Origin of the sequence: Mycobacterium sp. E1214, assembly GCF_001666755.1 — a bacterium.
GTDB lineage: Bacteria > Actinomycetota > Actinomycetes > Mycobacteriales > Mycobacteriaceae > Mycobacterium.
Genome location: NZ_LZJC01000021.1, coordinates 88133 through 114261 on the forward strand (window position 1 = coordinate 88133; position 26129 = coordinate 114261).

Annotated in this window: 25 protein-coding genes; 11 read left to right on the top strand and 14 right to left on the bottom strand. The window is 68.5% G+C overall.

All coding sequences use genetic code 11. The features are described from left to right. The first annotated feature begins 15 nt into the window (after window positions 1–15). From A5700_RS02890 to A5700_RS02900, 3 genes are all read left to right on the top strand, one after another. Window positions 16–777, top strand: a complete 762-nt coding sequence (locus A5700_RS02890) for an SDR family NAD(P)-dependent oxidoreductase (protein WP_068074292.1) — start codon at window positions 16–18, stop codon at window positions 775–777. Window positions 778–1031: 254 nt separating this feature from the next. Then, window positions 1032–2033, top strand: coding sequence for a zinc-dependent alcohol dehydrogenase family protein (locus A5700_RS02895; RefSeq protein ID WP_068074163.1), 1002 nt, complete (start codon window positions 1032–1034; stop codon window positions 2031–2033). Window positions 2034–2089: 56 nt separating this feature from the next. Next, complete coding sequence (locus A5700_RS02900) at window positions 2090–2722, top strand: class I SAM-dependent methyltransferase (RefSeq protein WP_068074161.1); 633 nt, start codon at window positions 2090–2092, stop codon at window positions 2720–2722. Between the two features lie 2 nt (window positions 2723–2724). Here the strand turns inward: A5700_RS02900 and A5700_RS02905 are convergent, their stop codons facing one another. Further along, the gene (locus A5700_RS02905; RefSeq protein ID WP_068074159.1) at window positions 2725–3375 is read right to left on the bottom strand and encodes a heme oxygenase (biliverdin-producing); all 651 of its coding nucleotides are present in this window, start codon (window positions 3373–3375) and stop codon (window positions 2725–2727) included. Between the two features lie 340 nt (window positions 3376–3715). On the opposite strand from A5700_RS02905, the gene A5700_RS02910 reads away from it, so the two are divergent. Continuing rightward, entirely contained in the window at window positions 3716–5959 is a 2244-nt protein-coding gene (locus A5700_RS02910) for a SpoIIE family protein phosphatase (protein ID WP_231973918.1), read from the top strand. Between the two features lie 17 nt (window positions 5960–5976). On the opposite strand, the gene A5700_RS02915 is transcribed toward A5700_RS02910, so the two are convergent. Beyond that, a complete protein-coding gene (locus A5700_RS02915; protein ID WP_068074155.1) occupies window positions 5977–6885 on the bottom strand; it encodes an alpha/beta fold hydrolase in 909 nt (302 codons plus the stop codon). A gap of 53 nt (window positions 6886–6938) precedes the next feature. On the opposite strand from A5700_RS02915, the gene A5700_RS02920 reads away from it, so the two are divergent. From A5700_RS02920 to A5700_RS02930, 3 genes are all read left to right on the top strand, one after another. Beyond that, on the top strand, window positions 6939–7409 hold the full coding sequence (locus A5700_RS02920; protein WP_068074154.1) for a helix-turn-helix domain-containing protein: 471 nt from the start codon (window positions 6939–6941) through the stop codon (window positions 7407–7409). 182 nt (window positions 7410–7591) lie between these two features. Continuing rightward, window positions 7592–8383, top strand: a complete 792-nt coding sequence (locus tag A5700_RS02925; RefSeq protein ID WP_068074290.1) for a DUF4436 domain-containing protein — start codon at window positions 7592–7594, stop codon at window positions 8381–8383. Between the two features lie 76 nt (window positions 8384–8459). Beyond that, window positions 8460–10229 (top strand): amidohydrolase, encoded by a 1770-nt coding sequence (locus tag A5700_RS02930; protein ID WP_068074152.1) that lies wholly within the window; start codon window positions 8460–8462, stop codon window positions 10227–10229. An 11-nt stretch (window positions 10230–10240) separates the two neighbouring features. Here A5700_RS02930 and A5700_RS02935 read toward each other — a convergent pair whose 3' ends face one another. The 4 genes from A5700_RS02935 to A5700_RS02950 form a co-directional block, all read right to left on the bottom strand. After that, a complete protein-coding gene (locus A5700_RS02935) occupies window positions 10241–10597 on the bottom strand; it encodes a DUF732 domain-containing protein (protein ID WP_068074150.1) in 357 nt (118 codons plus the stop codon). 102 nt (window positions 10598–10699) lie between these two features. Then, window positions 10700–11242 carry an FKBP-type peptidyl-prolyl cis-trans isomerase gene (locus A5700_RS02940; protein WP_369828209.1) on the bottom strand — a complete coding sequence of 181 codons (543 nt, stop codon included), beginning with the start codon at window positions 11240–11242 and terminating at the stop codon, window positions 10700–10702. Between the two features lie 79 nt (window positions 11243–11321). Beyond that, window positions 11322–12500, bottom strand: coding sequence for a serine hydrolase domain-containing protein (locus A5700_RS02945; RefSeq protein ID WP_068074149.1), 1179 nt, complete (start codon window positions 12498–12500; stop codon window positions 11322–11324). A 10-nt stretch (window positions 12501–12510) separates the two neighbouring features. Beyond that, a complete protein-coding gene (locus A5700_RS02950) occupies window positions 12511–13965 on the bottom strand; it encodes a biotin carboxylase (RefSeq protein ID WP_068074287.1) in 1455 nt (484 codons plus the stop codon). Window positions 13966–14296: 331 nt separating this feature from the next. Here A5700_RS02950 and A5700_RS02955 point away from each other — a divergent pair, with 331 nt between their 5' ends. After that, the gene (locus A5700_RS02955) at window positions 14297–14590 is read left to right on the top strand and encodes a hypothetical protein (protein WP_068074147.1); all 294 of its coding nucleotides are present in this window, start codon (window positions 14297–14299) and stop codon (window positions 14588–14590) included. 13 nt (window positions 14591–14603) lie between these two features. On the opposite strand, the gene A5700_RS02960 is transcribed toward A5700_RS02955, so the two are convergent. The 3 genes from A5700_RS02960 to A5700_RS02970 are packed head-to-tail and all read right to left on the bottom strand — an operon-like array spanning window position 14604 to window position 20165. Further along, window positions 14604–17969 (bottom strand): ATP-binding protein, encoded by a 3366-nt coding sequence (locus tag A5700_RS02960; RefSeq protein ID WP_068074145.1) that lies wholly within the window; start codon window positions 17967–17969, stop codon window positions 14604–14606. Further along, complete coding sequence (locus A5700_RS02965; RefSeq protein ID WP_068074143.1) at window positions 17962–18672, bottom strand: DUF4194 domain-containing protein; 711 nt, start codon at window positions 18670–18672, stop codon at window positions 17962–17964. Before A5700_RS02965 ends, A5700_RS02960 begins: the two co-directional genes overlap by 8 nt. Next, window positions 18669–20165, bottom strand: a complete 1497-nt coding sequence (locus A5700_RS02970) for a DUF3375 family protein (protein ID WP_068074141.1) — start codon at window positions 20163–20165, stop codon at window positions 18669–18671. Before A5700_RS02970 ends, A5700_RS02965 begins: the two co-directional genes overlap by 4 nt. A gap of 226 nt (window positions 20166–20391) precedes the next feature. Here A5700_RS02970 and A5700_RS02975 point away from each other — a divergent pair, with 226 nt between their 5' ends. Then, window positions 20392–20628 carry a hypothetical protein gene (locus A5700_RS02975; RefSeq protein WP_068074139.1) on the top strand — a complete coding sequence of 79 codons (237 nt, stop codon included), beginning with the start codon at window positions 20392–20394 and terminating at the stop codon, window positions 20626–20628. 11 nt (window positions 20629–20639) lie between these two features. On the opposite strand, the gene A5700_RS02980 is transcribed toward A5700_RS02975, so the two are convergent. After that, on the bottom strand, window positions 20640–21473 hold the full coding sequence (locus A5700_RS02980) for a helix-turn-helix domain-containing protein (RefSeq protein ID WP_068074137.1): 834 nt from the start codon (window positions 21471–21473) through the stop codon (window positions 20640–20642). Between the two features lie 102 nt (window positions 21474–21575). On the opposite strand from A5700_RS02980, the gene A5700_RS02985 reads away from it, so the two are divergent. After that, window positions 21576–22277: an SDR family NAD(P)-dependent oxidoreductase gene (locus A5700_RS02985; RefSeq protein WP_068074135.1), complete on the top strand. Its 702-nt coding sequence runs from the start codon at window positions 21576–21578 to the stop codon at window positions 22275–22277. A gap of 28 nt (window positions 22278–22305) precedes the next feature. Here the strand turns inward: A5700_RS02985 and A5700_RS02990 are convergent, their stop codons facing one another. After that, window positions 22306–22818: a nitroreductase/quinone reductase family protein gene (locus A5700_RS02990; protein WP_068074133.1), complete on the bottom strand. Its 513-nt coding sequence runs from the start codon at window positions 22816–22818 to the stop codon at window positions 22306–22308. Between the two features lie 115 nt (window positions 22819–22933). After that, complete coding sequence (locus A5700_RS02995) at window positions 22934–23770, bottom strand: NlpC/P60 family protein (protein ID WP_068074131.1); 837 nt, start codon at window positions 23768–23770, stop codon at window positions 22934–22936. 238 nt (window positions 23771–24008) lie between these two features. Between A5700_RS02995 and A5700_RS03000 the strand changes: the two genes are divergently transcribed. Further along, window positions 24009–24647 carry a sensor domain-containing protein gene (locus A5700_RS03000; protein WP_255377870.1) on the top strand — a complete coding sequence of 213 codons (639 nt, stop codon included), beginning with the start codon at window positions 24009–24011 and terminating at the stop codon, window positions 24645–24647. 60 nt (window positions 24648–24707) lie between these two features. On the opposite strand, the gene A5700_RS26475 is transcribed toward A5700_RS03000, so the two are convergent. Beyond that, complete coding sequence (locus A5700_RS26475) at window positions 24708–25478, bottom strand: sensor domain-containing protein (RefSeq protein WP_197502937.1); 771 nt, start codon at window positions 25476–25478, stop codon at window positions 24708–24710. Window positions 25479–25626: 148 nt separating this feature from the next. Continuing rightward, entirely contained in the window at window positions 25627–26103 is a 477-nt protein-coding gene (locus A5700_RS26785) for a hypothetical protein (protein WP_231991362.1), read from the bottom strand. Window positions 26104–26129: the final 26 nt, after the last annotated feature.

Sequence of the window (26129 nt, forward strand, 5' to 3'; positions counted from 1 at the left end):
CGTCAGGAGCTCTGGATGGGACTGCTCGACCACAAGACCGCCGTCATCACGGGTGCCAACTCCGGCATCGGCCTGGCCACCGCCCAGCAATTCATCGCCGAAGGGGCCGAGCGGGTGTTCATCACCGGTCGGCGCCGACCCGAACTGGAGGACGCGGCAAGGTCTTTGGGGCCCCGCGCCACCGCTGTCCCCGGCGACGTCGGGATGCCCGCGGATCTGGATCGCCTCTATGCCGAGGTGGCGGCGGCCGGCCGCGGCCTCGATATCGTGATGGCCAACGCCGGGTCCACCCGGGTGGCCCGGCTGGGCGAGATCAGCGACGACGACCTGGATGCCCTCCTCACGACCAACGTCAAGGGGGTGGTGCATACGGTGCAGAAGGCACTGCCGCTGCTCAACGATGCCGCTTCGATCATCCTGACCGGGTCCACCACCGCTGATCGTGGGCGCGCGGGACTGAGCATCTACGCCGCCAGCAAGGCCGCCGTCCGGTCGCTTGCGCGCGCCTGGGCCAACGAGTTGGCCCCCCGCAACATCCGGGTCAACGTCATCGTCGCGGGGTCCACCGCCACCCCGGGAAGCAACGCGTTGGCGGCCCAGACCGATCCGGACGCCTCGATCGAGGAATTCCGCGCGGCCCGCATCGCCACCATACCGCTCGGGCGATTCGCCGATCCCTCCGAAATCGCCAACGCCGCAGTGTTTCTCGCCAGCGACCTGTCCAGCTTCACCACCGGCTCCACGGTCACCGCGGACGGCGGTTTCAACCAGGTCTGAACTCGACACCGATGAGCGGGCGCCGCGGGGGGATCCCGCGGCGGCAACCGCCGTGTGTCATTGCATCCAAACATGCTGCAGGCGAATGTAACTGAATGCATGTTACGTCAATGACGTTCGGCGGCCGCGGAATAGGCGACACGGAAATGACGCTTTGGCTGTCATGCGCCGGGGCCGATCGCTGCGGCACTCCGGAGTGGCTGCGGCGCATGCGTTCACCTGTCAACGATGCACCGATCACGTAAGGAAACACCATGCAGCGACTGGAGCTCATTCAAGCCGGCGATCCCACGCAGGCCCTCACGCTGACCGAGTTTGATACCCCGACGCCCGGGCCCGACCAGGTGCTGGTCGCGGTGGAAGCCGCCACCGTGAATTCGTCGGACTTCCTGTTCATCAGCGGGCGCTACTTCGTTCCGGCCAAGCCGGGCGCACCGGCGGGGGCGGAGGGTGTCGGCCGGGTAGTGGCCGTCGGCCCGGGCGTGGACCAAGGGTTGCGCGGGCGCCGGGTCGCGTTGTTGCCCACCTACGGACACGGAACCTGGGCGACCCACACGGTCGCGGCCGTGACCGACGTCATCGTCGTGCCCGACACCCTGGACGTGGAGCAGGCCGCGATGCTGGGCATCAACCCGATGACGGCGCTGCTGCTGCTGCGCGACTACGGGGATCCGGACGCGCCGCAGCGGTGGATCGGCCAAACGGCCGGAAACTCCGCGGTGGGCCAATATGTGGTCAGGCTCGCCAAGCACTTCGGGCACCACACCGTGAGCATCGTGCGACGGGACGAGGCCGCCCAGTCGGTCCTGGATGCGGGCGGTGATCTGGTGATCGTCGACGGCCCCGACCTGTCCAACGATCTGGGGAGCGCGCTCGACGGCAACCGCCTGGACCTGGCGGTCGACTGCATCGGGGGTCCTGCCAGCACCCAGTTGGCCCATCACCTCCGTTTCGGCGGCACCCTGGTGTCGTACGCCGCCCTGTCCGGCCAACCGCCGGCGATCGCCGGGGCGGACCTCATGGGCAATCACCTCAACCTCACCGGCTTCTGGCTGATGAACTGGCTGCGCCGGGCCTCGCACGCCGAGGTCCAAGCCGCGTACGGCGAGCTGATCGCGCTGATCGCCGACGGCACGCTGTCCGCCCGTGTGCAACGGCGTTTCGCGCTGAGCGACTGGCGTGACGCCGTCGCGTTGGCCCGGGCCGGCGAGCGAGACGGCAAGGTGCTGTTCACGTTCGCCAACAGTCGAGGCTGAGCCCACGGCGCGAAAATGGGTGGCGGCGCCCGGGCGCGCCGCGCAAGACTCGGGTGATGCCGTTGCCGCGCTTCGCCCGTGACCCGGGCACCGCAGCCTATTACGACCAACGCGCCGCCGAATACGACGAGTGGTACCTCGGCCAAGGCCAGTTCGCCCAGCGTGACCGCCCCGGATGGGACGCCGAAGTCTCGCAAGTGGTGGAGCTGGTTGCCGCGCTGCCCGCCGCCCGAACGCTGGACGTCGCCTGCGGCACCGGCTTTCTCACGCGGCAGCTGCGCGGTCTCGTGGTCGGAGTGGATCAGAGCCCAGCCATGGTGGCGCTCACTCAGTCGCGATTGCCGCACGGCGTGGCGGTCGTGGCGGACGCGTTGGCGTTGCCGTTCGCCGCGCACTCTTTCGACCGGGTGCTGACCGGGCACTTCTACGGGCACCTGCCCACCGACGAACGCCGGGCGTTCCTCGGGGAGGCCCGACGGGTGTCGGGGGAGTTGATCGTGATCGATTCGGCGCTGCGCGCCGGCGTCGAACCGGAGCAGTGGCAGGAGCGGGTCCTCAACGACGGCTCACGCCACGCCGTGTACAAGCGCTATCTCACCGGCCGGCAATTGGCGGACGAACTCGGCGGCGAGGTGTTGTTGCACGGCACCTGGTTCGTCGCCGCGCGGGTGCGGTGGCGACGGCCCTGAAGTCAGCGGGGTCGACTGGCCGCGCTGCCGGCGAGCTCGTCGAGCAGCGCCCGGTTCAGGCCGAACGCGGCCTTGACCTCGTTGACGATGCGATCCGTGTCCTCCGGCCGGGGACACAGCGCATCGAGGCGGGCCCGATACGCGTCCTTATACGGCTTCGGCCGGACCGGGAATTCGTAAAACGCGAGGCCGGCGCCCCGCAGGTCAAAAGCCCGGTCCAGCGCGTTGCGAAGCATCCGGCCCCCGGAGAGGTCGCCCAGGTAGCGCGTGTAGTGGTGGGCCACCAGGGCGCCGCCCCAGCCGGAACCGGCGATCCGCCCGGCATAGGCTGCCGCCGCGGGCGACTGGGCGACGCGGGCACCGCCGCGGCTCCAGTACGCGAGGTCGGCGTCGATGGCGGGAACCCGTTCCAGGGCCGGGTCGTAGACGGCGCGCACCATGGGGTCGTCGCGGCGGGCGCGCACGGCCTCCTCCAACGCGGCGTACACCGGGCGCAGCCGAAGCAGATAGTCGGCGTAGCCGCTGGCGGCCACCCGGCCCGCGAGCAACTCGGTGACGAAGACGCTCTGTTCCGCGGCCTCGTGCTCCGCCGCCGACCCCTCCTTCATCGCCACCGAAAGGCGGCGCGCTGGACGGACGGCGGTCGGGGACATGGCCTGCCAGATTACACTGGTAGACGCCGCGGGGGCGGTGACGACCAGCCGGAAACAACGTTCAAGATCATTTGTTGTCATATGCACTCAAGTGTCGCTTCGCGGGTCTCGCCGTGCGGCGAGGACAATGCTTGTAGACGTGCCCGACGTCGCCAGTCGGGCGAATCCGAAAGGGAACGCAGATCGCGGCTGAATCGACTCAGCGACGACGGGGCCACCTCAACAGGGTGCTGGCCTCGGCATCGGCCTGCCGCCCAGCCCTCCCCGCACCGTTGGGGCTGATCGGTTGACCAGCGGCGGCGGCCGGGCAGCGGGCTTCGGGGGCACGATCCCCGACGCGGTGCCCGATCTGCTTCCGGTCGGCACGCCCATCGACCTCGACAACTGCGCTCGCGAGCCCATCCACATCCCCGGCAGCATCCAGCCCCGCGGTGTCCTGGCGGTCGTCCGCGAACCCGGCTTCGAGGTGCGCCAGGTCAGCGCCAACGTCGCGGAGTTGCTGGGTCGCCCGGCGGAGGCCGTCCTGGGACGGCACCTCTCGGACCTGATCGGCGCCGAGCAGTCCGCGCGCATCGAGCAGGCGGCCGCGATCTTCGGCAACCTAAGCCGACGGAACCCGGTGGAGTGCGTCGTAGAGGTGGGCGGCGAGTCGCGTCCGTTCGACGCCATCTTGCACCGCGACCCGGCCGGCGTGTTGCTCGTCGAGTTCGAAATGGCTTACGGGGAGCGGCCGTTCTCCTTCCCGAATACCTACCAGGCGGTCCGCAACTCGGTGGAGGAGCTGAACCGGGCCGACACCCTGACCGAGCTCTACGACACCGCCGCCCGCGCGGTCCGGGAATTGACCGGATTCGACCGCGTCATGGTGTACCGCTACGACGAGGACTACAACGGCGAGGTTGTCGCCGAGGCCAAGCGGGAGGACCTCAACTCCTTCCTCGGCCTGCACTATCCTTCTACCGACATCCCCGCGCAGGCCCGGGCGCTGTACGAAAAGAACTGGTTGCGGCTGATTTCCGACGTCGACTACACGCCCGCACCGCTGGTGCCGGCCGTCGACCCGGAGCGGGGAGCCCCGCTGGATCTGACGTATTCGACGCTGCGCAGCGTCTCCCCGATGCACATCGAGTATCTGCAGAACATGGGCGTGCACGCCTCGATGTCGATCTCGCTGCTGCGGCACGGGCGGCTATGGGGTTTGATCGCCTGCCACCATTACGCCGGCCCGCACCTGCCGCCGTTCGGCACCCGGGTGGCGGCCGAATTCCTCGGCTCGACGCTGTCGCTGCGACTCGTCGACCGGTTCGAGGGCGACTTGCTGCAGAAGCGCCTCGCCGCGCAGGCGGTGCTGGCCAAGCTCACCGGCGCCACGCTCTACGACGGGGAGCCGCTCGCGGCGGCGCTGCTCGGGGCTCCCGACCTGCTCGACCTGGTGCCCGCCGACGGGGTCGTGGTCGACATCGAGGCGGAGCGCCGGGTCCTCGGGTCGGTTCCACCACCGGACGTTGTGGCCGCCGTGGTGGCCTGGGCGCGCGGTGCGGGCGAAGAGATCGCGAGCACCGAGTGCTTGTCGCGCGACGTCCCCGACCTCGACCTCGCGCCGCAGCTGGCCGCCGGCGCCCTCGCGCTGAACCTGCCCGACGGGCAGTACGCCGTGTGGTTCCGGCGGGAGGTGCTGCGTTCGGTGGACTGGGGTGGGGATCCCCACAACAAGGCGATCGAGATCCGGGAGGGCGTCGACGGCCGGGAGGCGCGGCTCAGCCCGCGCAAGTCGTTCGAGCGGTGGCGCGAGGTCGTCCATCAGCGCAGCGAACCGTGGGCGCCCAGCGAGACCGAGTCGGCCGAGGCGTTGCGGCGCCACCTGGTGGAATCGCTGTACCGCCGGACCCGCGGCGCCTTGCGGGTGGCCGAGACGCTGCAGCGAAGCCTGTTGCCCGAATCCATCCCGACGCTGTTGCGTAGCTGGCAACTGTCCGCGCATTACGAGCCGGCGGCGGGCGGCAACGTCGGGGGCGACTGGTACGACGCGTTTCACCTACGCGACGGGCGCCTGGTGGTGCTGCTGGGCGACGTCGCCGGGCACGGCATCACCGCCGCCGGAACCATGGCCCAATTGCGCAATGCCCTGCGCGCCCACCTGTTCGCCGGCGCCGCCCCGGCAGAGGCGTTCAACCAGCTCAACGACTTCTGCATCCACATGTTGCCGGGTGCGTTCGCCACCGTGATCGCCGCGCGGATCCACCTGGACACCGGGGCGGTGGAGGCCGCGTCCGCCGGTCACCTGATGCCGTACGTGACGAACTCCTCGACAGTCGCCTATGCGCCCATCCGACTCTCGCCGCCGATCGGAGTCCGTGGTGTGACGTTCGCGCCCAGTACGTTCACCGTCGAGCCCGGGCACGGGTTGGTCCTCTATTCCGACGGGCTCGTGGAACGCCGCGGTGAGGTGATCGACGACGGTCTCGACCGGCTCGCCCAAGTGCTTTCGGGCACGAGCGACGCGCAGGCTTCCTGGATCTGGGCGGCGATGGCGTCGGACCGCATCGACGACGACGTCACCATCGTCACCGTGCGCCGTCCCTGACGTCGCCCGGCGCCCGATTACGAGGGTGTCGCTGCGGCGCCGTCGATGTGAGCGAACAGGTGCTCCAGCACCGCGTCGGGCGCTTCGATCTGGGGCCAGTGGCCGATGTCGTCGTCGAGCAGCACCACATCCGCGTTGGGAATGACCTGCCGGTAGCGCGTGGCCATGTGGCGGCCCGAGTTGGGATCGGCAGGGCCGTCGATGAAGCGAAGCGGCACAGATGTTTCCCGCATGGTTCGAACCCATCGATTGCGGTGCACCACACGGTCTTTGACAAAACCGCCGACCTTGTGGGTGACCCGCTTTCCGTCGTTGTATTCGAGGATCTCGTTGAACTGGCGACGCATCGCGCGGGACGGCTTGGTGTCGGCCCCGAAGAGTTCGTCGATGGATCGGTCGAGCGCGCGGCTCGACAACAACACCCGCCGAAACCGGCTCGCCACCGCGCCGAATGGTGTCTGCGAGAGCAGCGTCTGGATCGGCCGCGGGCGGTACGCCTCGTTGAACAGACCCCCGTTCAACCACGTGAGCGTGTCGATCCGCATCGGCCCCTGTAACTGCCGCCCGTCGTCGTGGCGGGTGAGCAGTTCCTGCGCCACAGAGTTGCCGAGGTCGTGCGCCAGGATGTGACAGTGCCGCAGCCCGAGCTCCGCGAGCAGCGCCTCGTGCATGTCGGCGTGATCGAGTACCGAGTAGCCGTAACCAAATGGCTTGTCGGAGAACCCCATTCCCAGCATGTCGGGGGCGATCACCGTGAAGCGTTGCACCAACTCCGGCCAGATCGGGGCCCAGTCCCACGAGTTGAACGGGTAACCGTGGATCAGCAGCAGCGGCGGACCGCTGCCGTCGATCCGATAGAAGACATTGAATCCCAGATAGTCGAAGTACTGCCCGCGGGATTTCCACCGCTCGAGTTCAGAGTCCACGCGCCGACCATAACTGGGTTCTGATTCAGAACGCAATACCGTAGGCTTGTCGAATGCGCCACGACGAACTCGAATCGCAACCCTGTTCCATCCTGCGGCCACTCGGCCTGCTCGGGGACCGGTGGACACTGGTCCTGCTGCGGCAGGCGTTCGCGGGGGTTCGTCGTTTCGAAGACTTCCACTCGGGCCTCGGGCTGAGCCGGTCGCTGCTGGCGGAACGGCTCGGCCGCCTGGTCGACGCGGACATCCTCGAGCAGCGGGCCTACCGCGACTCCCGGCGGACCCGTCACGAGTACCGCCTCACCGAAAAAGGCATGGACCTGTATCCGGTGCTGATGGCCCTGCGCTCCTGGGGTGACAAGTACATGGCCCCCCTGGGGCCGTTCGCGCACTACCGGCATCGAGACTGCGGCGGTGGAACCGAGGTGCACCTCGCCTGTGACCGCTGCGGCCAGGAGGTCACCGCGCGCGACGTGCAGCTCGAAGCCGGCCCAGGACTACGCGCTCTCGACGACTCGCCCTGACCGCGCTCACGAAACGTCCTGCGCCGCAAGGCGTTGGCGGGCTGCACGCTGTAGGCTGCTGCGGGGCGTCGCTGCGAAGGTGGGAGGGATAGTTGTCGGCTGGGTCGCTTCGGATCGGAAAGCCTTCAGTCAGAACGGTCATTGTGACCGGAGTCGTCGCCCTCGTCGCGGCGTATGTGGGCATGGTGTCGCTGTATGCCGGCACCGGGATGGGGCAGCCCCGTCAGGTCACCGAGGGGCGACCCGGTCCGGACGGCACCACCGTCACCATCGGCCTCAAAGAGGTGCACACGATCGACGGCGAGCTCGTCGCCGACGTCGCCGTCGCACCCGGCCCCGGCATCCTGGACCCGGTGACTCATGACCTGACCCAAGACCTCAGCGTGGTGGTGACGTCCGCGGTCACGCCCAGCAAGCGCACCTGGTCAAAAGGCATGCTGCCCGGCGTCTTTCCCATTCCGCTGAACCTCATCGGCGACGTGCGGCACTGGCCGTTGGACAACTACCACTCGGGTCCCGTCTCGGTGGAGATCTTCCGGGGAGCGGGGCCGCCGCAACGCGCGTCGGTGACCTTCGTCGACCGCCTTCGCGGCTGGCGGGTCAACGTCGCTGGGGCCGATCAGGGGGGTGAGCCGGCCCCGTATCGCGTGGAATTGCAACGCTCACCGACCACCGCGGCCTTCGCCACCGCCGTGGTGGGCGTGCTGGTTCTCCTGGCCGCGCTGGGGGCGTTCGTGGCGGTCCAGACGCTGCGGGGCCGACGCAAGTTTCAGCCGCCGATGACCACGTGGTACGCGGCGATGCTGTTCGCCATCGTGCCCCTACGCAACGCGCTTCCCGACTCTCCGCCCATCGGATGGTGGGTCGACGTCACAGTCGTGTTGTGGGTGATCGTGGTGCTGGCGTTGTCAATGGGCGTCTACATCTACTGCTGGTGGCGCGACTTGAAACCCGAGCCGGCGAAGCCGGGTTGACCCGCGCAGCGTCGTTCACCATGCCGTCGTCCGCCGGAAAGAAATTGTTGGCCGGACAACCTCATTGGGGGTTCTGATGTGTACCGCGTGTGAGTGGGGTCCGCACTTCTCGACGCGCGGCGGCGCGACAGGGGCGGCCGCGCAACGCTCGGCTCTCGACGCCGGCTCGCGGGGGAGCGGGGGCGGTGACGCCGACCCCGAGCGCGCCAGCTTCGTCTTTCGCAACGGCCCCGTCTACACCGTCGCCGGGCCGACGCTGTGGGCTGAGGCGCTGGCGGTCCGAGGTCACACCATCGCCTACGTGGGAGACGAGGCGGGCGCGATGGCTCTCGCCGGACCGGACACCCGCGTCGTCGATCTGGGCGGCCGGCTGCTGATGCCGGGTTTCGTCGAAGGCCACATCCACCCGTTCTTGGGCGCCTTCTTGACGTCGGGCGTGGACCTGCAGGTGCCGACCGCCGCCGACGCGCTCGACGCCATCGCCGCCTACGCCGGCGCGCACACCGACGGCCCGGTCCGCGGATTCGGTTGGCGCGTGGACATGTTCGGGCCGCAGGGGCCCACCCGCCAGGACCTGGACCGCGTTCTGCCCGACCGGCCGGGCTTCTTCTTCGCCATCGACGGGCACAGCCTGTGGGCGAACACCAAGGCGTTGCAGATCGCGGGGGTCACGCGCGAGACCCCCGACCCCGTTCCAGGGTTCAGCTACTACGCCCGCGACGACGACGGCGAGCCAACGGGTTACGTGCTCGAGGTGGCCGCGGTGCTGGCCGTCGTCGACGCCGTCGAACCGATTTCCACACAGTCGATGGGCAGATTGCTGCGGTCCTGGTTGCCGAAAGCCGCCGCCGCGGGAATCACCTCACTGTTCGACGCCGGGGTGCCACCGATCGGCGACGACCAAGCCGCGATCCTCGACCTCTATGTGCAGCTGGCCGGCGCCGACGAGTTACCGTTTCGGGTCGTCGCCAGTTACACCGTCAACGCCCCACCCGTCGACGAGGTCGTGCCCGGACTGCTCGGCGTTCGCGAGCGAATTTCCAGTGAGCTGGTCCAGGCGAGCGTCGTGAAGATCATCGGCGACGGCACGCAAGGCGGATACACGGCGTGGCTCACCGAACCCTATGCGGACCAACCCGATTCGACCGGCGCTTCGCCCTTCAGCGAGGCCCAGTGGCGGCAGCTCGTCGCCGACGTCGACGCCGCCGGCTTCGACGTCCACGTGCACGCCTGTGGTGAACGCACCACGCAGACAGCGCTCGACTGCATCGCGCACGCGGTCGCGCACAACCCGCCGCGGCAACGTCGGCACAGCATCGCGCATCTGGTGTTCGTACACGACAGCGACAACCGCAGGTTCGGCGAACTCGGTGTGATCGCGCAGTTTTCGGCGAACTGGATGTCGGCCGACCCGGACACCGTCGAGACCATGGCCGCGCGGTATGGCAGCCCGCGGCGGGATCTGCTCTACCGGCCCAAGGATGTGCTCGACGCGGGCGGCCGGATCTCGTTGGGCACCGATTGGCCGGCGGCAGGCTATTTTTCGACGTATCGGCCGCTGGATTCAGTGCAGATCGGGGTCACGCGGCAACTCATCGGCGACGCCGGCGCCGCGGTGCTCGCCCCGGCGCGCCAACGGCTGTCGGTCGCCGAGGCCGTGCACGCCAACACCCTCGGCGCCGCCTATCAGCTCCGGCTCGACGACAAGGTGGGTTCGCTGGAGAGCGGTAAGCGGGCCGACCTCATCGTGCTCGATCGCAACATCCTGCGGACGGACCCGCACGACATTCACGCGGCCCGGGTCATGCTGACCATGATGGATGGCCGCATCCGGCACGAGCTGTGACGAGCCGGCCCTCAGGTGCACAGCGTGGGAGCGTCGCACACGTTTCCGGGGCAATAGGTCGAGTGCGCGGCGTTCACCATGGACCCGACCTCGAGGAGCGTGACGCCGCGGGCGTTGAGGTGCGCGTGGATGTCGTCGGCAATCTGTTGCGGCGTCCACCCCCACGTGAGGTCGTAACAGATGAGGTGGGCTTCCCCGATGAGCGCCTCTTCCGTCTGCGGCGGCCAGGTGAGACCGGCGGCGCGCAGTTGCGCGAGGTAGGCGTCGTCGGCGGGGGTGGTGGCGCTTGCGGTCGCGGCGCTTGCGATCAGCGCGGCGCCGGCGGCAAGGAAGACGGCCAACCGTGCCGGCCAGCGAGATGAGGACATCCGGCTCCCTTTCGTGTCCGCGTGAGCAAGGCCGCCGACACGCGACGGCCAGCACTGACAAGCAGAATAGCGAACCGGAACAGCTGCGGCGGGGTTTGCGACTCAGCCGGTCGCGCTGAGGATCTTGATCGCGAAAACGAGGGAGTCGCCCGGTCGAATCCCCGCGCTCGGCTGTCCCTCGGGGTAGCCGTCCGCGGCGGTCATGGCGACGGCGACCGTGGAGCCGACGTTTTGCCCGGCGATGGCCTTCTGGAAACCGGGCACGACGCCGCCCAGTGGGAAGTCGACCGGCGCACCCCGCTGGTAGCTGTTGTCGAAGACCGACCCGTCCCGCCCGTTAACGCCCATGTAGCAGACGGACACGCGCGCGGTGGGCGCCACCACCGGCCCGCTGCCGGCGCGCAGCGTGTGCACCTGCGTCTGGGTCACGCTGAACGGCGTCGTCACGGTGATCACCGGCGCCGCCGTGTCCGTGGACCCGGTGACCGCGACGCTGCCCGTGGCGCCCGTCAGCGTCCAATCCGTCGCGCCGCCGCCCTGCGGTGCGGCAGTGGGGCACGAATCGGCCGCGGTCGCGGTGCCCGACGCGGCGAACGGCGCGGCGAACGTCGCGGCGCAGGCGGACACGGCGAGAAACGAGCGGATCCGGGGAGCTGTCACGGCCGTCACGCTACAGCCCTCCCGTCGTGCTCCTCCGGAGAGCCCGCGCCGCGTCGACGCGGTTCTAGCTCGCGGTGACGGCCAAGGCCTGCGCGACGGCGTCGAAAGCCCGTAAGGTGTCGAGCATGTGGGGTTCGTGGGAGTCCTGCTGGGTGGACACCTTGGCGGCGACGACCTCGGCGGCGCGGTTGACGTAGATCATCTGACCGCACATCCCCTGGCAGAGCACGACGTTGTTGCCCGGATAGGGGAACCACATCTGGTTGCGGTACATCCCGCCGGGCATCTCGTTGTCGTCGGGGCTGGCGGCGAACGCCTCGCGCGAATCGGGTCCGCCCTCGAGGGTGTCGGCCACCCACGCCGGCGGCAGCACCTGATGTCCGGTCAGGGACACGCCGTCGCGCAGGAACAGCGAACCGAACCGGATCAAGTCGGTCAGGCAGGCGCTGACGCCGCCATCGAAGAATCCGGTGCCGGCCGCGTCCACACCGATGCTGGCGTCGCGCCGCGCGCCGAGGCGGCCCCACAGCAGTTCCGACATCAGTTGCGGCATCCGCGCGCCGCCGGCCACCTCACTGACCCAGCCGAGGACGTCGGATTCACACGAGCGGTATCGAAACGGGCCGCCGTGCGGCGACGTGCGCCGCAGGGTGAGCAGGAACTCCTGCAGGGTGGCCGGGGCATCGGGACGGGTTCTGGGCGCCCAGCCCATCGCCTGGTCGAGCAGGTGGATCTCGGCGCCCGGGTCGCGGTAGTCCTCGGAGAACGCGATGCCCGACCTCATGTCCAACAGGTGTCGCACCGTCGCACCCGCGTAGCCGCTGTCGCGCAGGGCGGGCACGAACGCGGTGACCGGCGCGTCGAGTTCCAGCGCGCCGGCCCCGTGTAACGCCCCGACGACGGCGCCCACGAGTGACTTGCTCACGGAGAACACCAGGTGCCGGCTGTCGGGTTCCAGGCCGTCGAGGTACTCCTCGGCCACCATCGACCCGCGGTGGGCCACGGCCCAGCCATCGGTCGCAGTCGCCGCCATCACCGCGGCGACGGTGGTGGACTCCCCGCCGACGTTGGTCACCGGCATGTCGGCCACCGCGGTGGCGGCCGCCGGCAGCTCCGCGACCGGCCCCGCTCCGCGCGAGATGACCGCCGTCGGCACCATCTCTTCGACGTGTTGGAACGACCACCGCGAGTACGGCGCCGCGAGCCAGTTGTCGAGCGAAATGCCGGCGGGGATTCGACTCACTCGGCCCTGCTCACGCCCGCGCGACAAGCCGCGAGACGATTGGCGCGGCCGGCGTCAGGGGCGTCGAGACGAATTTCGCCTTCATGCCCTTGACCCAGCGCTGGCAGCGCTCGCTGAGCCGATAGTCGTCGGTCTGCAGGTGTGAGCGGGTGACGAGCACGCCGAGTTGCGCACCCTGGGACCGCAGGTCGCCCGGGGCGGCGACGCGCATGTAGAAGGCCTCGGACCCGTCGAGCAGCGTGGCCCAGTCGTTGGCGGACCGGGCGAAGGACACCCGCCCCTCGTCGTCGATGCGCCAGACGCCGGTGCGCGGGGTGGCGGTGAAGATCTCGAGGTCGGGCGACGTCTCGGTGATGATCACCTGGCCCCAGACTTCATCCTCGCCATAGCCCCGCTCCCAACGCGCGTTGATCTCCGCGATGTCGAGTTCGTAGTCGACGTCCATGTATTCGAGCAGGTGGAAGAGGAACAACGGCATGTCGGCGTAGGCCTCGGTCGTCAGGTTCGTCATGGGGCTCGCCCCGGAGAGCCGCGGATTCACCTCGCCGAGGTAGAGCTCGTTGGAATCGAGGTCGTGCAGGAGGTCGACCTCGAAGTAACCGCGATAGCCCTCGCGGCGCATGACGTCGCCCAGCTTGCCCACCATCTCCCGCGCGGCGTGCGTCTGCGCCGGCGGCAGCACTTCACGCCAAATGTCGTTGCCGCACCAGCTGCCGCGGCTGGGTGTCAGCTCCGAGTATCCGACGAGACTGGTCATCGCGGGTCCGATCACGGTGCCGTGGCGGGTCACGGCACCCTCGAGGCACACCTCGACGTTGCGGATGCGCTTCATCACCTTGAATTCGGGCTGGGAGCTCAGTTCGGCGGCGTGCTCGTCCCAGTCGCGCTGGCCGTGCACGAAGAACGTCCCGCTGCCGGCGTTGCCATACGCGATCGAGATGACGAGATCGTCGCCCAGTCCGGCGCTTTCGGCCAGCGCCAGCAGTTCGTCGTAGGAGCCCGCCCGCCCGATGACATGCGGCACGCTCGGAATCCCCGCCTCGTTGGCGAGGCGCGTCATCACGATTTTCGAGCCCAGGCGATTGCGCAACTCGATCGGCGGGTGCATGACGTCCAGACCCGCCTGGCGTGCGAGGGCTTGAATCTCCTCGTTCATCATCACGAAGCAGCACTTGCCACCGGGGCCTCGACCCGCGATGAACTCGAGCGTCTCGGGATCGGAGAGCAGATGGCTGCACACTTCGTCCATGGAGTCGAAGTCACGGCGGTCGCGTCGTCGCGGCACGAACACCCGCGAATGGGTGCCCTCGAAGGAGTCAAAGTAGGTGAGGTAGAAGAAGTTTCGCACCCAACGGTCGATGCCCAACAGGTTGAACGGGGTCGGCGAGATGAAGTAGAGCGGCACTTTGTTGGTGTGGAAGAACGCGCGAATGTCCGACAGACCGTTCAGCGGGGCGGGGGCCATCACGCGGCCCAGGCTGACGTCGACGCCCACGGGCGACACGATGACGGGGCGGGCGGCGGCGCCGTGGCGCAGAGACGAGGGCTTGCGGTCATGCCCCGATTCTGCGTGATGCCGTTGCCGGTGTCGAAGTGGGTGCTAGCGGGGTGCGCGATCTGGACACTGGTCGCCACCGTCCGTTCGCCGCGCGTTCGCAACACCCGACTCTGCGGGGGTGGCGATGACGAAACCGTGGGCGACGGGGCCGCTGCGGTGCGCCCCGATCGTGTCCTCGGCTCTGAGTGGGCGCACCAACGCACCGGGAGCGGCGTCCGCCGCCGCTTACGATCGGCCGATGCCCGACCCACCGAGCGCCGACGACGGCCGCTACGTTGTCATCGCCGGCCGACGATGGCGCGCGACCGACCCATCGATCCCCGACGATCGTCGCTCGGAACTCGTCCGGATCCTGATGGCGTGGCGCCGAGAGGTGCGCCGCACCCGGGGCACCGCTCGGGAGTCGGAGGCCCGGGCGGGCGTGCACGCCGCGAAGGTCGCGTTGGGGGAGCGCGGCACTCCGCCGTGGTGGGAAGAGACGGACAGCGAGCGCCGCGCCCGCTGGCAGGCGCACGTCCCCGCGCCGATGTAGCGCCGCGGGGCGGTCACACGCTGGCGGGCACTCGCTCGGTTGCGGTGGCCCGCATCGTGTGGCGCAGGGCGGTGAAATCCGTGATCGTCTTCGTGGTCACGGTCGCCACGGGGCGGGCGCCGCGGCCGGTCGCTTCGCGTTTGGACACCATCACCACGCTGTCGATGTAGGGCTGAATGGTGGTGGCGTTCTGCACGGTGGCGACGATGACCAGCTGGAAGCCGAATTTGCGGAACGCCTGCAACGCCTGCTGCGCGAATTGCGGGTCGGACTTGGAGAACGCCTCGTCGAGCATCAACTGCGCGAAGACCGGCCTGTTGTCCGCACTTTCGGGGTTGGCCAGGTTGAAGCTCAGCGCCCCCGCGAGGCAGAACGCCATCAGCTTCTCCTGTTCCCCGCCGGAGTTGTCGCCGGCGTTGCTGTGGGTCCGGATCAGCTCGCCGGTGCTGACATCCCACTCGGCGCAGTCGAAGGTGAACCGGTTGCGGACGTCGAGGGCGTCGCGAGTCCAGGCCTTGTCTTCCGGTGCGGTCGAGGCCAATCGATTGCGCAGCCGCAGGATGTCGGCGTACTGGTCCAGGATGGCCTGCTTGTCACCGAGGCCGACCTCGGCGATGCGCCGCGAGATGGCACGGACGATCTCGGTGAGTTCGGCGACCGCGGTGAGGCTGCGCGACGTGGCACGCAGGGTGAGGCGGGTACCGCGATTGAACTCCACCGCGCCCAACCCGGTGTTGACGCGCTCGATCTGTTCGCTGATGCGTCGGGCCTCCTGCTCGGCGACGCGGTGCAGGGTCAGGATGGCGTCGGGCGCCTGCTCGGTGACCAGCCGCAGCATCCGCTCGTAGGCCTCGGGCAGCTCCCGCTCGTCGATATGGCGGCACAACGCGACGTAGTCGTGGACGCGTTCGTCGAACACGTCGCTGTCGTTGGGGATCGCGTCGGGGAACGCGGTGTCGAACGTGTTGAGGATTCGCGCGAGCTCATCGTAGGAGCGCCTGCGGCTCTCGCGGAGTTGTTCGCGTTCGCGCCGGATTGCGGTGAACACCGCGTCGCGGTGCGGTTCGGGGTTGAGCATGTCCAGCGACACGGGTATGTCGGCGGCATAGCGATCGAGCAGCTCGGTCAGCGGTTCGGACACGAAGGCCGGTGCGAGCCGCTCCTGCAACTCGAGGAGACGCGTCCGGCGCGCGTCGAGGTCGTCGCGGCGGGTCTGGATGGCGCCGCGACGGGTCATCAGCGCCTGGATCTGCTCCCAGCACTCCTCGGCGCGCGCGGTGAGCGCCTCGATGTCGGGATTGTCGGCCAGCAGCAACTCGAACTGCTCGCGGAGCCGATCGGCATGCCCGTCGGCGGTTTCGGTGTCGACGTGGGTCCACTGCTCGAACTGATCACAGATCGCCTTGAACGCGGCGACGCGATCCCGCCACTGCTGGCGTTGGGCGGCGATGTCATCGGCGACGCTGCGGGCCCGGCGAAACGCCTCCTCCGCCTTGGCCAGCTCCACGGTCAGCGCGTCGATCTTGGCGGCGACGTCGCCCTGGTAGAGGTAATCGGACTGTTTGAGCGGGCGACGGTCGTCCTTGATGGCCAGTCGCTCGGAGTCCTTGTACAGCCCGGTGTCGGTCACGGCGCGCCGGAACCGAGGGAACAGGTCCGGCGTGTCCACGCACACGTGATCCCCCGCGGCGGCGATGACGTCGGCGGCCTCGGCCGCGCAGTCGTGGCCCGGGTCAACCACGAACAGCTTGCCGCCCAACGTGTTCGGGTCGGCCTCGGTGACTTCGGCACCGACCAACCTGGCGCGGACGTGATGCAGTTGCAGCCGCCCGCCCATGTTGGTGTCGTTGACGAACCGCAACACCGCCTCGTAGTGGGTGTCCGGGACCAGCAAGCGCAGGCCCACCCCGCGCAGCACTTTCTCGACGGCGACGCGCCAGCGACTCTGCTCGGGCCGCAGGTCCATCAACTCGGCGATGTAGGGCAGCTCGCCGGGGTCGGTCCCGACAGCGGCGCAGATGTGTTCGCGCATCGCTAACGCGAACTCCGGAAGTGCCGACCCGACGTGCTCGACGCGTCTGAGTTCCTTGGCCGCGTCGTCGCGGGCGATGCGGGCGACCTTCTGCGCGTACTCCGCGTCGGTCGAGGCTTCGCGGCCGCGATCCAGTTTGGCGAGCAATTCCGTTGCCCGAGTGCCGAGTTCCTCGCGCAGGTTCCAGAACTCCTCGGCGGTGTCGGGCGCGTCGAGGCCGTGCGCGTTCAGCATCGCTTCGTAGGCGCCGCGTCGGCGCGCCACCTGCTCGGCCTGCGCCTCGGCGGCGGCCACCTGGGATTGCAGCGGCCCGAGGCTGGCGCTGGACCCGCTGATCTGCGCGTTCAGCGAATCACCTTCGGCCTTGGCCAGATTGAGCTGGCGGGTGACGTCTTCGTATTCGTTGCCGAGCTGGTCGATGGTGGCGTCGAGCGATGCGATCTGAACCGGGCACTGGGCCAGTCGAACGTGATCGGTGTGGGCGCGGACCATCGGCTGATCGACGAGGTCGATGATGCCCAGATCGGACGACTCCGAGGCGTAGCGCTGCTGGATCTTCTCGATGTCGCCGAGGATCTTGCGTTTGCGTTGCGCGACGGCCAGCAGCTCGCGAGCCTCCACCAGCGGGTCGATCTGCTTGAGCGCCTCGGGCAGCCGGGCCAGGCTTTCGGGTTCGTCGAGCATGAACTCGCGGACGAACTGCTCCAGCCCGCCAACGCTTTTCAACGACTTCGCCTTGCCGAGCAGCTGCTGGGCTGCGTCGGAGGCGCGGATGCCGATGGTGGCGTAGAGCTGCGCGAGGTATTGCGACTCCACCTTGGTGGAGAACCGCCAGTCGTCTTTGAACACCGCCGCATCGAAACGGCCGGCCGCCCACCGGTTGCACACGTCCTCGATGTCACGATCGCCGTCGGCCAGCGCATATCGGCTCGAGGAATCCGATCGCGATTCACCGGTCAGCCACTTGAGCACGAGCCCGGTGACGGTGCGACCGGTCGTACTGCGGTAGGTGACGGCGACCGCCGACCAGGCGGTGCCGTCACCCCGCAGGTACATGACCTTGCTGGTGCCGGCGTCGCTGCGCTGCCCCCACGCCCCGCGTACGTATTTGTCGACGGTGCGTCGGCCGGCGCCCGAACCCGCCGCGGTGTTGTCACCGGAGGCGTTGAAGTTGCGCCGGTTGAACGGCAGAAAGCCCAGCGAAATGGCGTCCAGCAGTGACGATTTGCCGCTACCGGAGGCGCCGGCGATCAGTGCGCCGCCCTCGCTGAACCGGATCGAATGGTATCCGTCGAAGACGCCCCAGTTGACGACCTGCAGGCGCGCCAGGTGGAACTGTTCAGTCATCGGCCGCTTCCCCCTCGTCATCTAGAACCGCCCCGTCGGGGGCGCCGCCGCCCAACAGGATCTCGAACTGCTGCTGCAGCTCGGCGATCACCGAGGCCGTCATCACGGCGTTGATGACCGGGCTGACCGTGTAGCTGTCCTCGTCGTCGCGGGTCCTGCGCAGAATTTCCAACGACGCCAGCCGCGCGATGGCGCCGTCGATGCGCCCCGAAAACGTGACGGTGTCGCGGTCGACGTCATTGAGAACCCCGGAGAACAAGCCGTGCATCTCGTCACGACTGATCACCACGGCCTGGTCCCCGGAGGCGCGCATCATCTGCGCCAGGTGCAGGGCCAGAATCGAGTCGTAGGTGCCCAGCGGTTCGCGGCGCAACAGCTTGACGCCCCTGGCGGATTCGTAGCGGGCCTGTTCGACGAACGCCACGTCCGCGCCCTCGACGACGCGGAGCAACAGGTCGAGTTCGGACAACCTGACGCACAGCTGGGCCCGGTACTCCAGGACCCAGGTGTAGACGTCGCGGTCGGTTTCGGCGCTGAGGTAGCGGCGGGTCAGCAGCTGCTGTAAGGCCCAGCAGGCGCGGTCGGGCAGTTCGGACACGTCGCCGTCGAAGCGCGGCCGGCGCTGGTGCGGCGCACGCGCGGTCTGGTCGACGTCTGGCAGCGCCGAAAAGCCGCTGTAGTCCGCGATCTCATCGACGGTCATGCACTCGCTCCTTGCGGGGTGGAAACCGGTTCGGTGAACAGCAAGCGCGGCACCTCCATCTCACGGTCGCGCCCGTCGAGTGACCGGAACCGCACGGTGGCCGATCCGGGCACGGTGCCGGAGTCCGGTTGTTTGAGCGCCCAGGACCACAGCACGATGATGTGACCGAGGTAGGCCGACTCGAGCATGGCCACCGCGTCCGGCAGCGACACCGCGGCACCGGAGCCGATAGCCGTATTGATCATCTCCGACATCGCGGGCGCGTCCACCTGGGTGGTCAGGGCGGCGAAACTGGTCAGGTCGACCTCGCCCTCGGCCGCGTGCGCGGGCTTGGGATTCGAGAGGTCGCCAATCCGAAAGCTCAGCGCGCCAACGGATGTGAAGGCGTGGCGGGCCAGGGGAAGCTCGATATCCAGCCGGGAATCGGTCAGCGAGGACTTCAGGAGGTTGCGGGCGGCGCCGATAGCCTCGTTGAGCTGACGGGCCACGCCGCGGCTCTGTTCGAGGGTACCGAAGGCGGTGAATCGTTTGATGCGTTGGGCGCAGCGCTGCTGGATGCGTTCGACCTCGTCGATCTGGTGTCCGACCAACTCGAAGAAGCCGGCCATCACCTTGCGCAGCGCCGGGTCGAGGGCGGGCAGGGCTTCGGCGACCGCGGCGACATCGGCCTCGAACTCGGCGCGGTGGTCGGGATCGTTGATCATCCGCAGGAATGCGCGGTGCGAGTCGCGCCCCTGGGAATCCCACGCGGCCTCGTAGTCGGCGTACATGCGACGCTGCCGATCGCGGTACTCCACGTTGCTGTCGATCGGCTCGTCAAGGGCCGCGGTGGCCCGCTCGATCATGGTCCCGTACTGACCGATGTCGGTGATCAGGCGTTCCATCTGCAAGGCGATGGCGTGGGCTTCATCGTAGGCGTCGGTGAGGTCGACGTCGTGGTCGTCCGGGCGTCCGGCGTCATCGAGCGCATCGAGTTCGGCTTGCAGCGCGCAGATTTCGGCCTCGATGCCGGCGCGGACGCGGCAGGGGTCGTTGCCGACCCGCAGGGCGACCTGCTTGAGCCGCGCCGCGATGCCATTGATGGAGCCGCCGGTCGCGATGGTGTCCTGTCGCCGCATGCCGCGCAGGAAGTCGAGCGCCCGGCGCGCCTCCTGGGTCAGGTAGCACAGGTTGCGCTCGATCCCGGAGCGTTGGTCGGCCACCCGGTGCAGCCAGCCTTGGCTGGCCCATGACTTGATCAGCGCCAGCCCGGACTGCTCGCCGGCCGGATCGAGCGCGGCCAGGTCGCGCTCGAGGCGCACGACGAGGTCGGTCTCGGGCACCACGCCGCCGCTGAGCTGACGCTCCATCAGGCTGGCGTAAAGGTTGAGGTTGAGCGCGGCCAGGAGGCGGATCGTGGGGGAGCCCTGGAGGCCGCGATTGAGCTCGAGCAGGTCGGCAGGCGACAGCGTGGTGTCGTCGTCCAGCACGTGCCCTCCGTTCCTGTCGGTCATAGCTCGGACGGTCCAACATAGGGCACGCGGACGACAAACCGCGTTCACCGGGTCGGGTGTCGGGGGACGGTTCGGGGTGGCGCAGTCACAGCCGCCACATGAACTCCTCCGACCCCAGCAGTACCAACGGGAATGACGTCCGGGCGCGCCGCTCCGGTCATCCGCCGGCCGGGCAGCGTCCCTTCGTTCACACCCCGATGACCGCCGCCGCGGCTAAAATCCCCTCATGGACACGCTGCTGCTCATTGGCAAGGTGTTGTTGCTGAGCTTTCTCGTGGTCGGCTGCGGCGTCGTAATCATCACGTACGCCCGCAAGCGCCGCGCCGGCGTGCGGCCGTGGCGAAACCCCTACGCCGCGCCCTACCTCGATATCTATAGCGGGGGGCCACCGCAGATACCACCGCCGCCGACGGTCGCGGAGCGGCCCGCGGCCGGTGACCCGCCGGCTCCCGGCCGCGTCTGACGCGCCGAGAGCTAACGGGCGAACGGCTGAGTCCCGACGACCGCGAGCAGCGCCAGTCTTTCGGCATCATCGGAACTCGGGTCGGCGGTGTACACCATGATCGTGAGGTCAGCGCCGGGCACCGTCAACACATCGCAGTCGAGGGTGATTGCACCGACCTGCGGATGGTCGATGATCTTGTGAGACGAAAGCTGGTGCGGCGCAACCACCTCGGCGTCCCATAATTCGGTGAACAGCTCGCTTCGCGCACGCAGTTCGTCAATGAGTCGCCGGACGTTCTGGTCGGCGGGGTAGCGTTGGGCGGTCGCACGCAGCGTCGAAACCTGAGCGGCCCGCAGCTCGAGCAGCGACTCCGCCGTATGCCGCACCCGGCCGGGCGCCCCAACGAAATTGCGCCACACCGCATTACGCTCATCGCCGACGTGTTCGCCCATCAGCGCCATGTAAAGCGGGCTGGCCACCAGCTGTGTCATCGCGGCGTCGAAGACGGCCACCGGCGTCTCACGGAGCCGGTCGAGCATCCGCTGCACCCCGGGCGGGATATACGCCGGCACAGTGCCCTGGCCGGGGGGCACCCGACCGGCCAGGTTGAACAGTCGGCCCCGTTCGGGAGCCGACAGCCGCAACGCACGAGCGAGCGCCTCGATGACCTGCGCTGACGGATTGACGGCCCGGCCCTGTTCCAGACGCGTGATGTAGTCCACCGAGATCCCGGCCAACTGGGCCAGTTCCTCGCGGCGTAAGCCCTTGGCGCGTCGACGCCCCCCGACCGCAAGCCCCGCGTCCTGCGGGCTCACCCGGTCGCGGTATCGCCGCAGGGCCAGCCCGAATTCCGCGGTCGCCATGCCTCTACTGTGCGCCTGTCGCCTCGCGACGTCCTGGTATTCGCAATCCTAGGAAGACGAGGCGGCTGGCAAGGGTACCGAGCCCCGGCGCACGGTAGACGCATGACGACAACACTCATCACAGGTGCCAACAAAGGTATCGGCCTGGAAACCGCTCGACAGTTGGCGGCGGCTGGGCACTCGGTGTACCTCGGCAGTCGCGATCTTCGGCGCGGCCACCAAGCCGCAGAGCAGGTGGGCGGGCGAGCCATCCAGTTGGACATCACCGACGAGGCATCGGTTCGGGCCGCGGTTCAGGTCATCGAAGCCGACGGGGGCCTGGACGTACTGATCAACAACGCGGCCGTGGAGGAACGCGCCGACGGTAACGCGATCATCGGTCCGCGCGACGTCACCGCCGAGGTGGTGCGAAAGACGTTCGAAACCAACGTGTTCGGCACGGTGCGCATGTTGCACGCGTGCCTTCCCCTGCTCGAGAGGTCCGCCGCACCGGTGGTGGTCAACGTCAGCAGCGGCCTGGGATCGGTGGCGCTGTTGGCGCCCGCTCCGCCGGATTTGTATCCCGGAGTGGCCTATCCGGCGTCGAAGGCCGCGTTGAACATGATCACGGTGCAGTACGCCAAGGCGTTGCCGCATATCCGGATCAACGCGGTGGACCCCGGATTCACCAAAACGGACTTGAACGGCAACACGGGCACCCAGACAGTGGCCGAGGGCGCCGAGGCGATCGTCAGGATGGCCCAGATCGGTGCCGACGGCCCAACCGGGAGCTTCGTCAACAGCCACTCAGAGCTGCCTTGGTGACAAGCCCGCTGACCGCGCCGCTCGACGGCTACCGCCGTGCCAACGCGAAGACGCGGATTTCGCGGCGGGCGCGGTCCCGGTAGGCGCCGTAGTTGCCCGCGTAACTGACGAATTCCTGATAGATGCGATCCGCCTCGGCGCCCGCGAGTTGCGTTCCGCGAATCGGGATTTCCTGACCCCCGATGGCGACGGTGGCGTTCGGTTCAGCGAGCAGGTTGGCCGTCCACGCGGGGTGCTGCGATTGGCCGAAGTTACTGCCGACGACGAACAGGCGGTCGCCCTCGCGCAGGTAGGTCAGGGCGATTTGGCGGGGGCGTCCCGACTTTCGCCCGGTGGTGGTGAGCAGCAGCAGGGGAACCCCGAACGGCCCCAGCAGGGTACGCCGGCCCGCGGTGTTCCGCAGGACCCTAGCGTCAACTGACGTGAAGTGACGCAGGAGCCAGGCGCCGCCTTTCGATCCGAGAAACCCGGTGATTACTTTCATGACGGCGGGGCCGGGGTCGCGGCCCCACCGCACGTCGGGAAAGGCGGGCTCGGTCATGGTCACTCCATTCAGGCGCGGGCGCAGCTCTGTTCAGCTACTCACCTTGAGGACGATTCCTCAAGCAGAAGCGTTCGCTTTCACCGGCGCCCGCCGACGACAACGCTGGCTTGCGTCAGTCGATCGGACGCCAGGCGCCAAGAACGGCGTCGCGATACCAGCCGCGACGCTGGCGAACCTGCACCCCGGCCAGGCTTTGGGCACTGACCCGGCTGTCGATGATGTGTTCCTCGTCGATGTAGATGACCACATGCGATGCCTGGCTCTGGTCGCCGTTCGGGTGCAGGAATATCAGATCGCCGGGTTCGAACGGGCCCGCCGCGGAGATCCGCAGGCCCATCGGGCCGGCGGTTCCCTCCCACTGCCGATGCACATTGCCGCCGAACTTGATTCCGAGGCCGTAGTTGTAGACCCAGGCGGTGAAGTTGGAACAGTCCAGGCCGGCCCCGGCGGCCCAGGCGGTCGAGTCGGGCGGGGCGTCCGGGTCCAGATTCTCCGGGGCGGCGCCCGCGTAGGTCGCGAAGGAGGGGTCCCACCCGGGGATGTGGTGATGCCGATACTGCAGCGCCAGCGGGTTACCGGGCGTATTGACGTAGCGCAGGGACACCGCGACGATGCGTTCGCGCCGCCATGTCGCGGAATCGCAGCCCGCACCTTGCGGGACGGCCGGTGCCGGCAGGGCGTTGGCGTTCGGCCCCCATCCGTGATTGACGTAGCGGCCGTCGGCGTCGGTGCGGTACCACTCGGCCGGGGGATCCGGCGATTGCGGCAGGTTGTCGCGATCAGCGAAATCGGCCGTCAACGAGGCCCACGCGCAGGAGAAGTGGTAGACCGACGCGGTGTCGGCGCGAGATTGTTCGCCGCACACGTCGGCAGCCAGTCCCCACGCCGCTGCGCAGAAGGCGAGCAGGATTCTGCCGAACAGCGTCGCGCCAGGCGTCCACACGGTCATTCCGGGCTCCCTCGAGCGCGTCGGGTTGCCGGGTGCTCCCCGGCGCAGCCACCAGCCCTGACCACCTAGCCGTTCTGCGAGTCATCGACCGGCCGGCTCACCGAAACACATCGTGCACCAGGCATCGTGGGTCGACAATAAAGTGCCGAGTTGAGAATGCAGCGGCGTGGGGGTGGAGGTTGTGAAGCGGACAGCGACGTCATGGCAGGCGCTGCTAGTAATCGCGTGGAGTGCCGTCGTGACGGGATGCACGGTTACCACTGTCGGCAGGGGTGTCGCGGCACCGACGCTCGGGCACGCTCCCCGGCCGTTGCCGGCGTCCGCACTATCGGGTTTGCTGCTCGACAACCGCGATTTCGACGCCATCATGGGTGCCCGCCTGGAGGTCGTCGACTCCCGAAAGACGATGTACACCAATGCCCCGCTCGACGACGGATGCCTGGTGTGGGCAGAAGCGCAGGACTACAACTACCAAGGCAGCGGATGGACCGCCATGCGCGAAGAGGTACTCAAGGACCGCCGTGACAACGCCGACCATATCGCCTATCAGGCCGTGATCGCGTTCCCAGAAGCGCTCGGCGCCAACAACTTCTACGCCGGCCAGGTGACCAGCTGGTCACGATGCGACAACCGGCGTGTCGATCTTCATGACCCCGGGGATACCGGTCCCCACTACTGGGAGCTAAGTAAGGCCACCGCCCGCGACGGCGTCCTGACGATCACGCGGACCCAGGAAAACGGGCGCGGATGGGCGTGCCAACGGGCGTTGACGGCAGCCAACAACATCGTCATCGACGTGAGCGCTTGCGCCGATGACGTCGGTCAGCGGGGCGCTGAAATCGCCCAGAAGATCGCGGGGCACGTTCCTACGGCGTAGCGGACACCACGCGGACACCGTCACCCTCTTTGCGGCGCCTCGTCACCATGCGCGGCCTATTCACGTCAGAGAGCTGACCTTTCCCATCAGCAACTGGGCGACGTCGACGGCGGTGGCGGTGTGGGCAGACGAGCCGTCACGGTCCGCGCTGGCGTAATAGACGACTTTCACTTCCAGGAGGCAATTGACCCGCACACCGACGGCTCGCGCTTCCGGCATCGTCATGTAACTGCTGATGTCGTCGATCGGGGCGGAGAGCACCGAATTCTTTTCGGCGATGGAGCCGACGCGGGAGGTGAAGTTGGGGTCACCGCCGATGGTCATCGTCGCACCGCCGCACGAACGCCAGCGACGGGCCAACGCGCTGAATGCGGCGTCGGCTGCCCGTGCGTCGGGCAACGCCACTACCGCCTCCTGCACGGCGATCGCCGCGGGGTTCGGGCTGGAATACATCCAATCGCTGGTGGCAACCGCCCGCACCTCCGAACCCGCATAGCTGTCCTTGAGGAGCGGATCGACCACGCCGCCGCAATCGGGAGGCGTCTGGGCGTTCTCCTGCAGAAGCTCGCTACCGCCGAAACCCCCGGGCTGATCGGGATCGGTCTTGAACGATTGCCCGAAAGCTCGGTTCAACTCCGCGTTGTCGAGAAGGGCCCGTTCGACCTCCCGGCCGGTGAGCGGACGGGGGACGAGGCCCGGCGCGGGCCGCGCCGCCCCGCCGACGATTGCGGTGCAGCCCGTGGCAAAGCCTGCGACGAGCAGCAGGGACACCCACCCCCGCACACAGTTGCGGCTGCCGGCGATCGGTTTTCGCACGCCCCCGGCGGTCACGGCCCGATCCTGCCACAGGCTTAGGGCGCTGCGTCGCGGTTCACCGAGCCAAGGATGCCGGCGGCGCGGCTGCGCGCGGCGGTACGGAATTCCCTGATCTGCCGATAACGGTCCCGGTGCCGCGCCGTTCTGCCAGGATGTGCACGATCTACCGCGGGCTTGAGGGGGCGCGTTGTCGTTTCTGAGCCGCCGCTTCTGCGGCGCGCTGTCTGCTGTGGTCGTCGTTACGGCAGCGTTCAATGCGCTCGGCCTGTGGGGGACCGCGATGGCGCAGCGGGCACAGTTCGGTCTCGAAGCGACCGTGTGCGTCGCCGCAATGCTGGTCGGGCTTCGCGTCGTTCGGCGGGTGCGCGGCTTGGCGCGGTGGTGGCGAGTCAGCTTGCTCGCCGCAATCGCGGTATTCCTTGCCGCCGAGGCTGTCTCCCAACCGGTCCGGATAGCCGATGACGGTGCCACCGCGCCGATAGCGGCCGTCGTCGGCTATTTCGTGGCGGGACTGCTGTTCGCGGTGGCGCTGGTGTGCCTCGTCCGATCCGGCCATGGGGCGGGCCCGGCGCTGCGGGGCCGGCAGGGCATCGTCACCGTCGGCCTGGACGGAACGTTGGCAGCATTGGCGTTCTTTCACCTGGTCTATGTGGCTCGGTTGGGGGC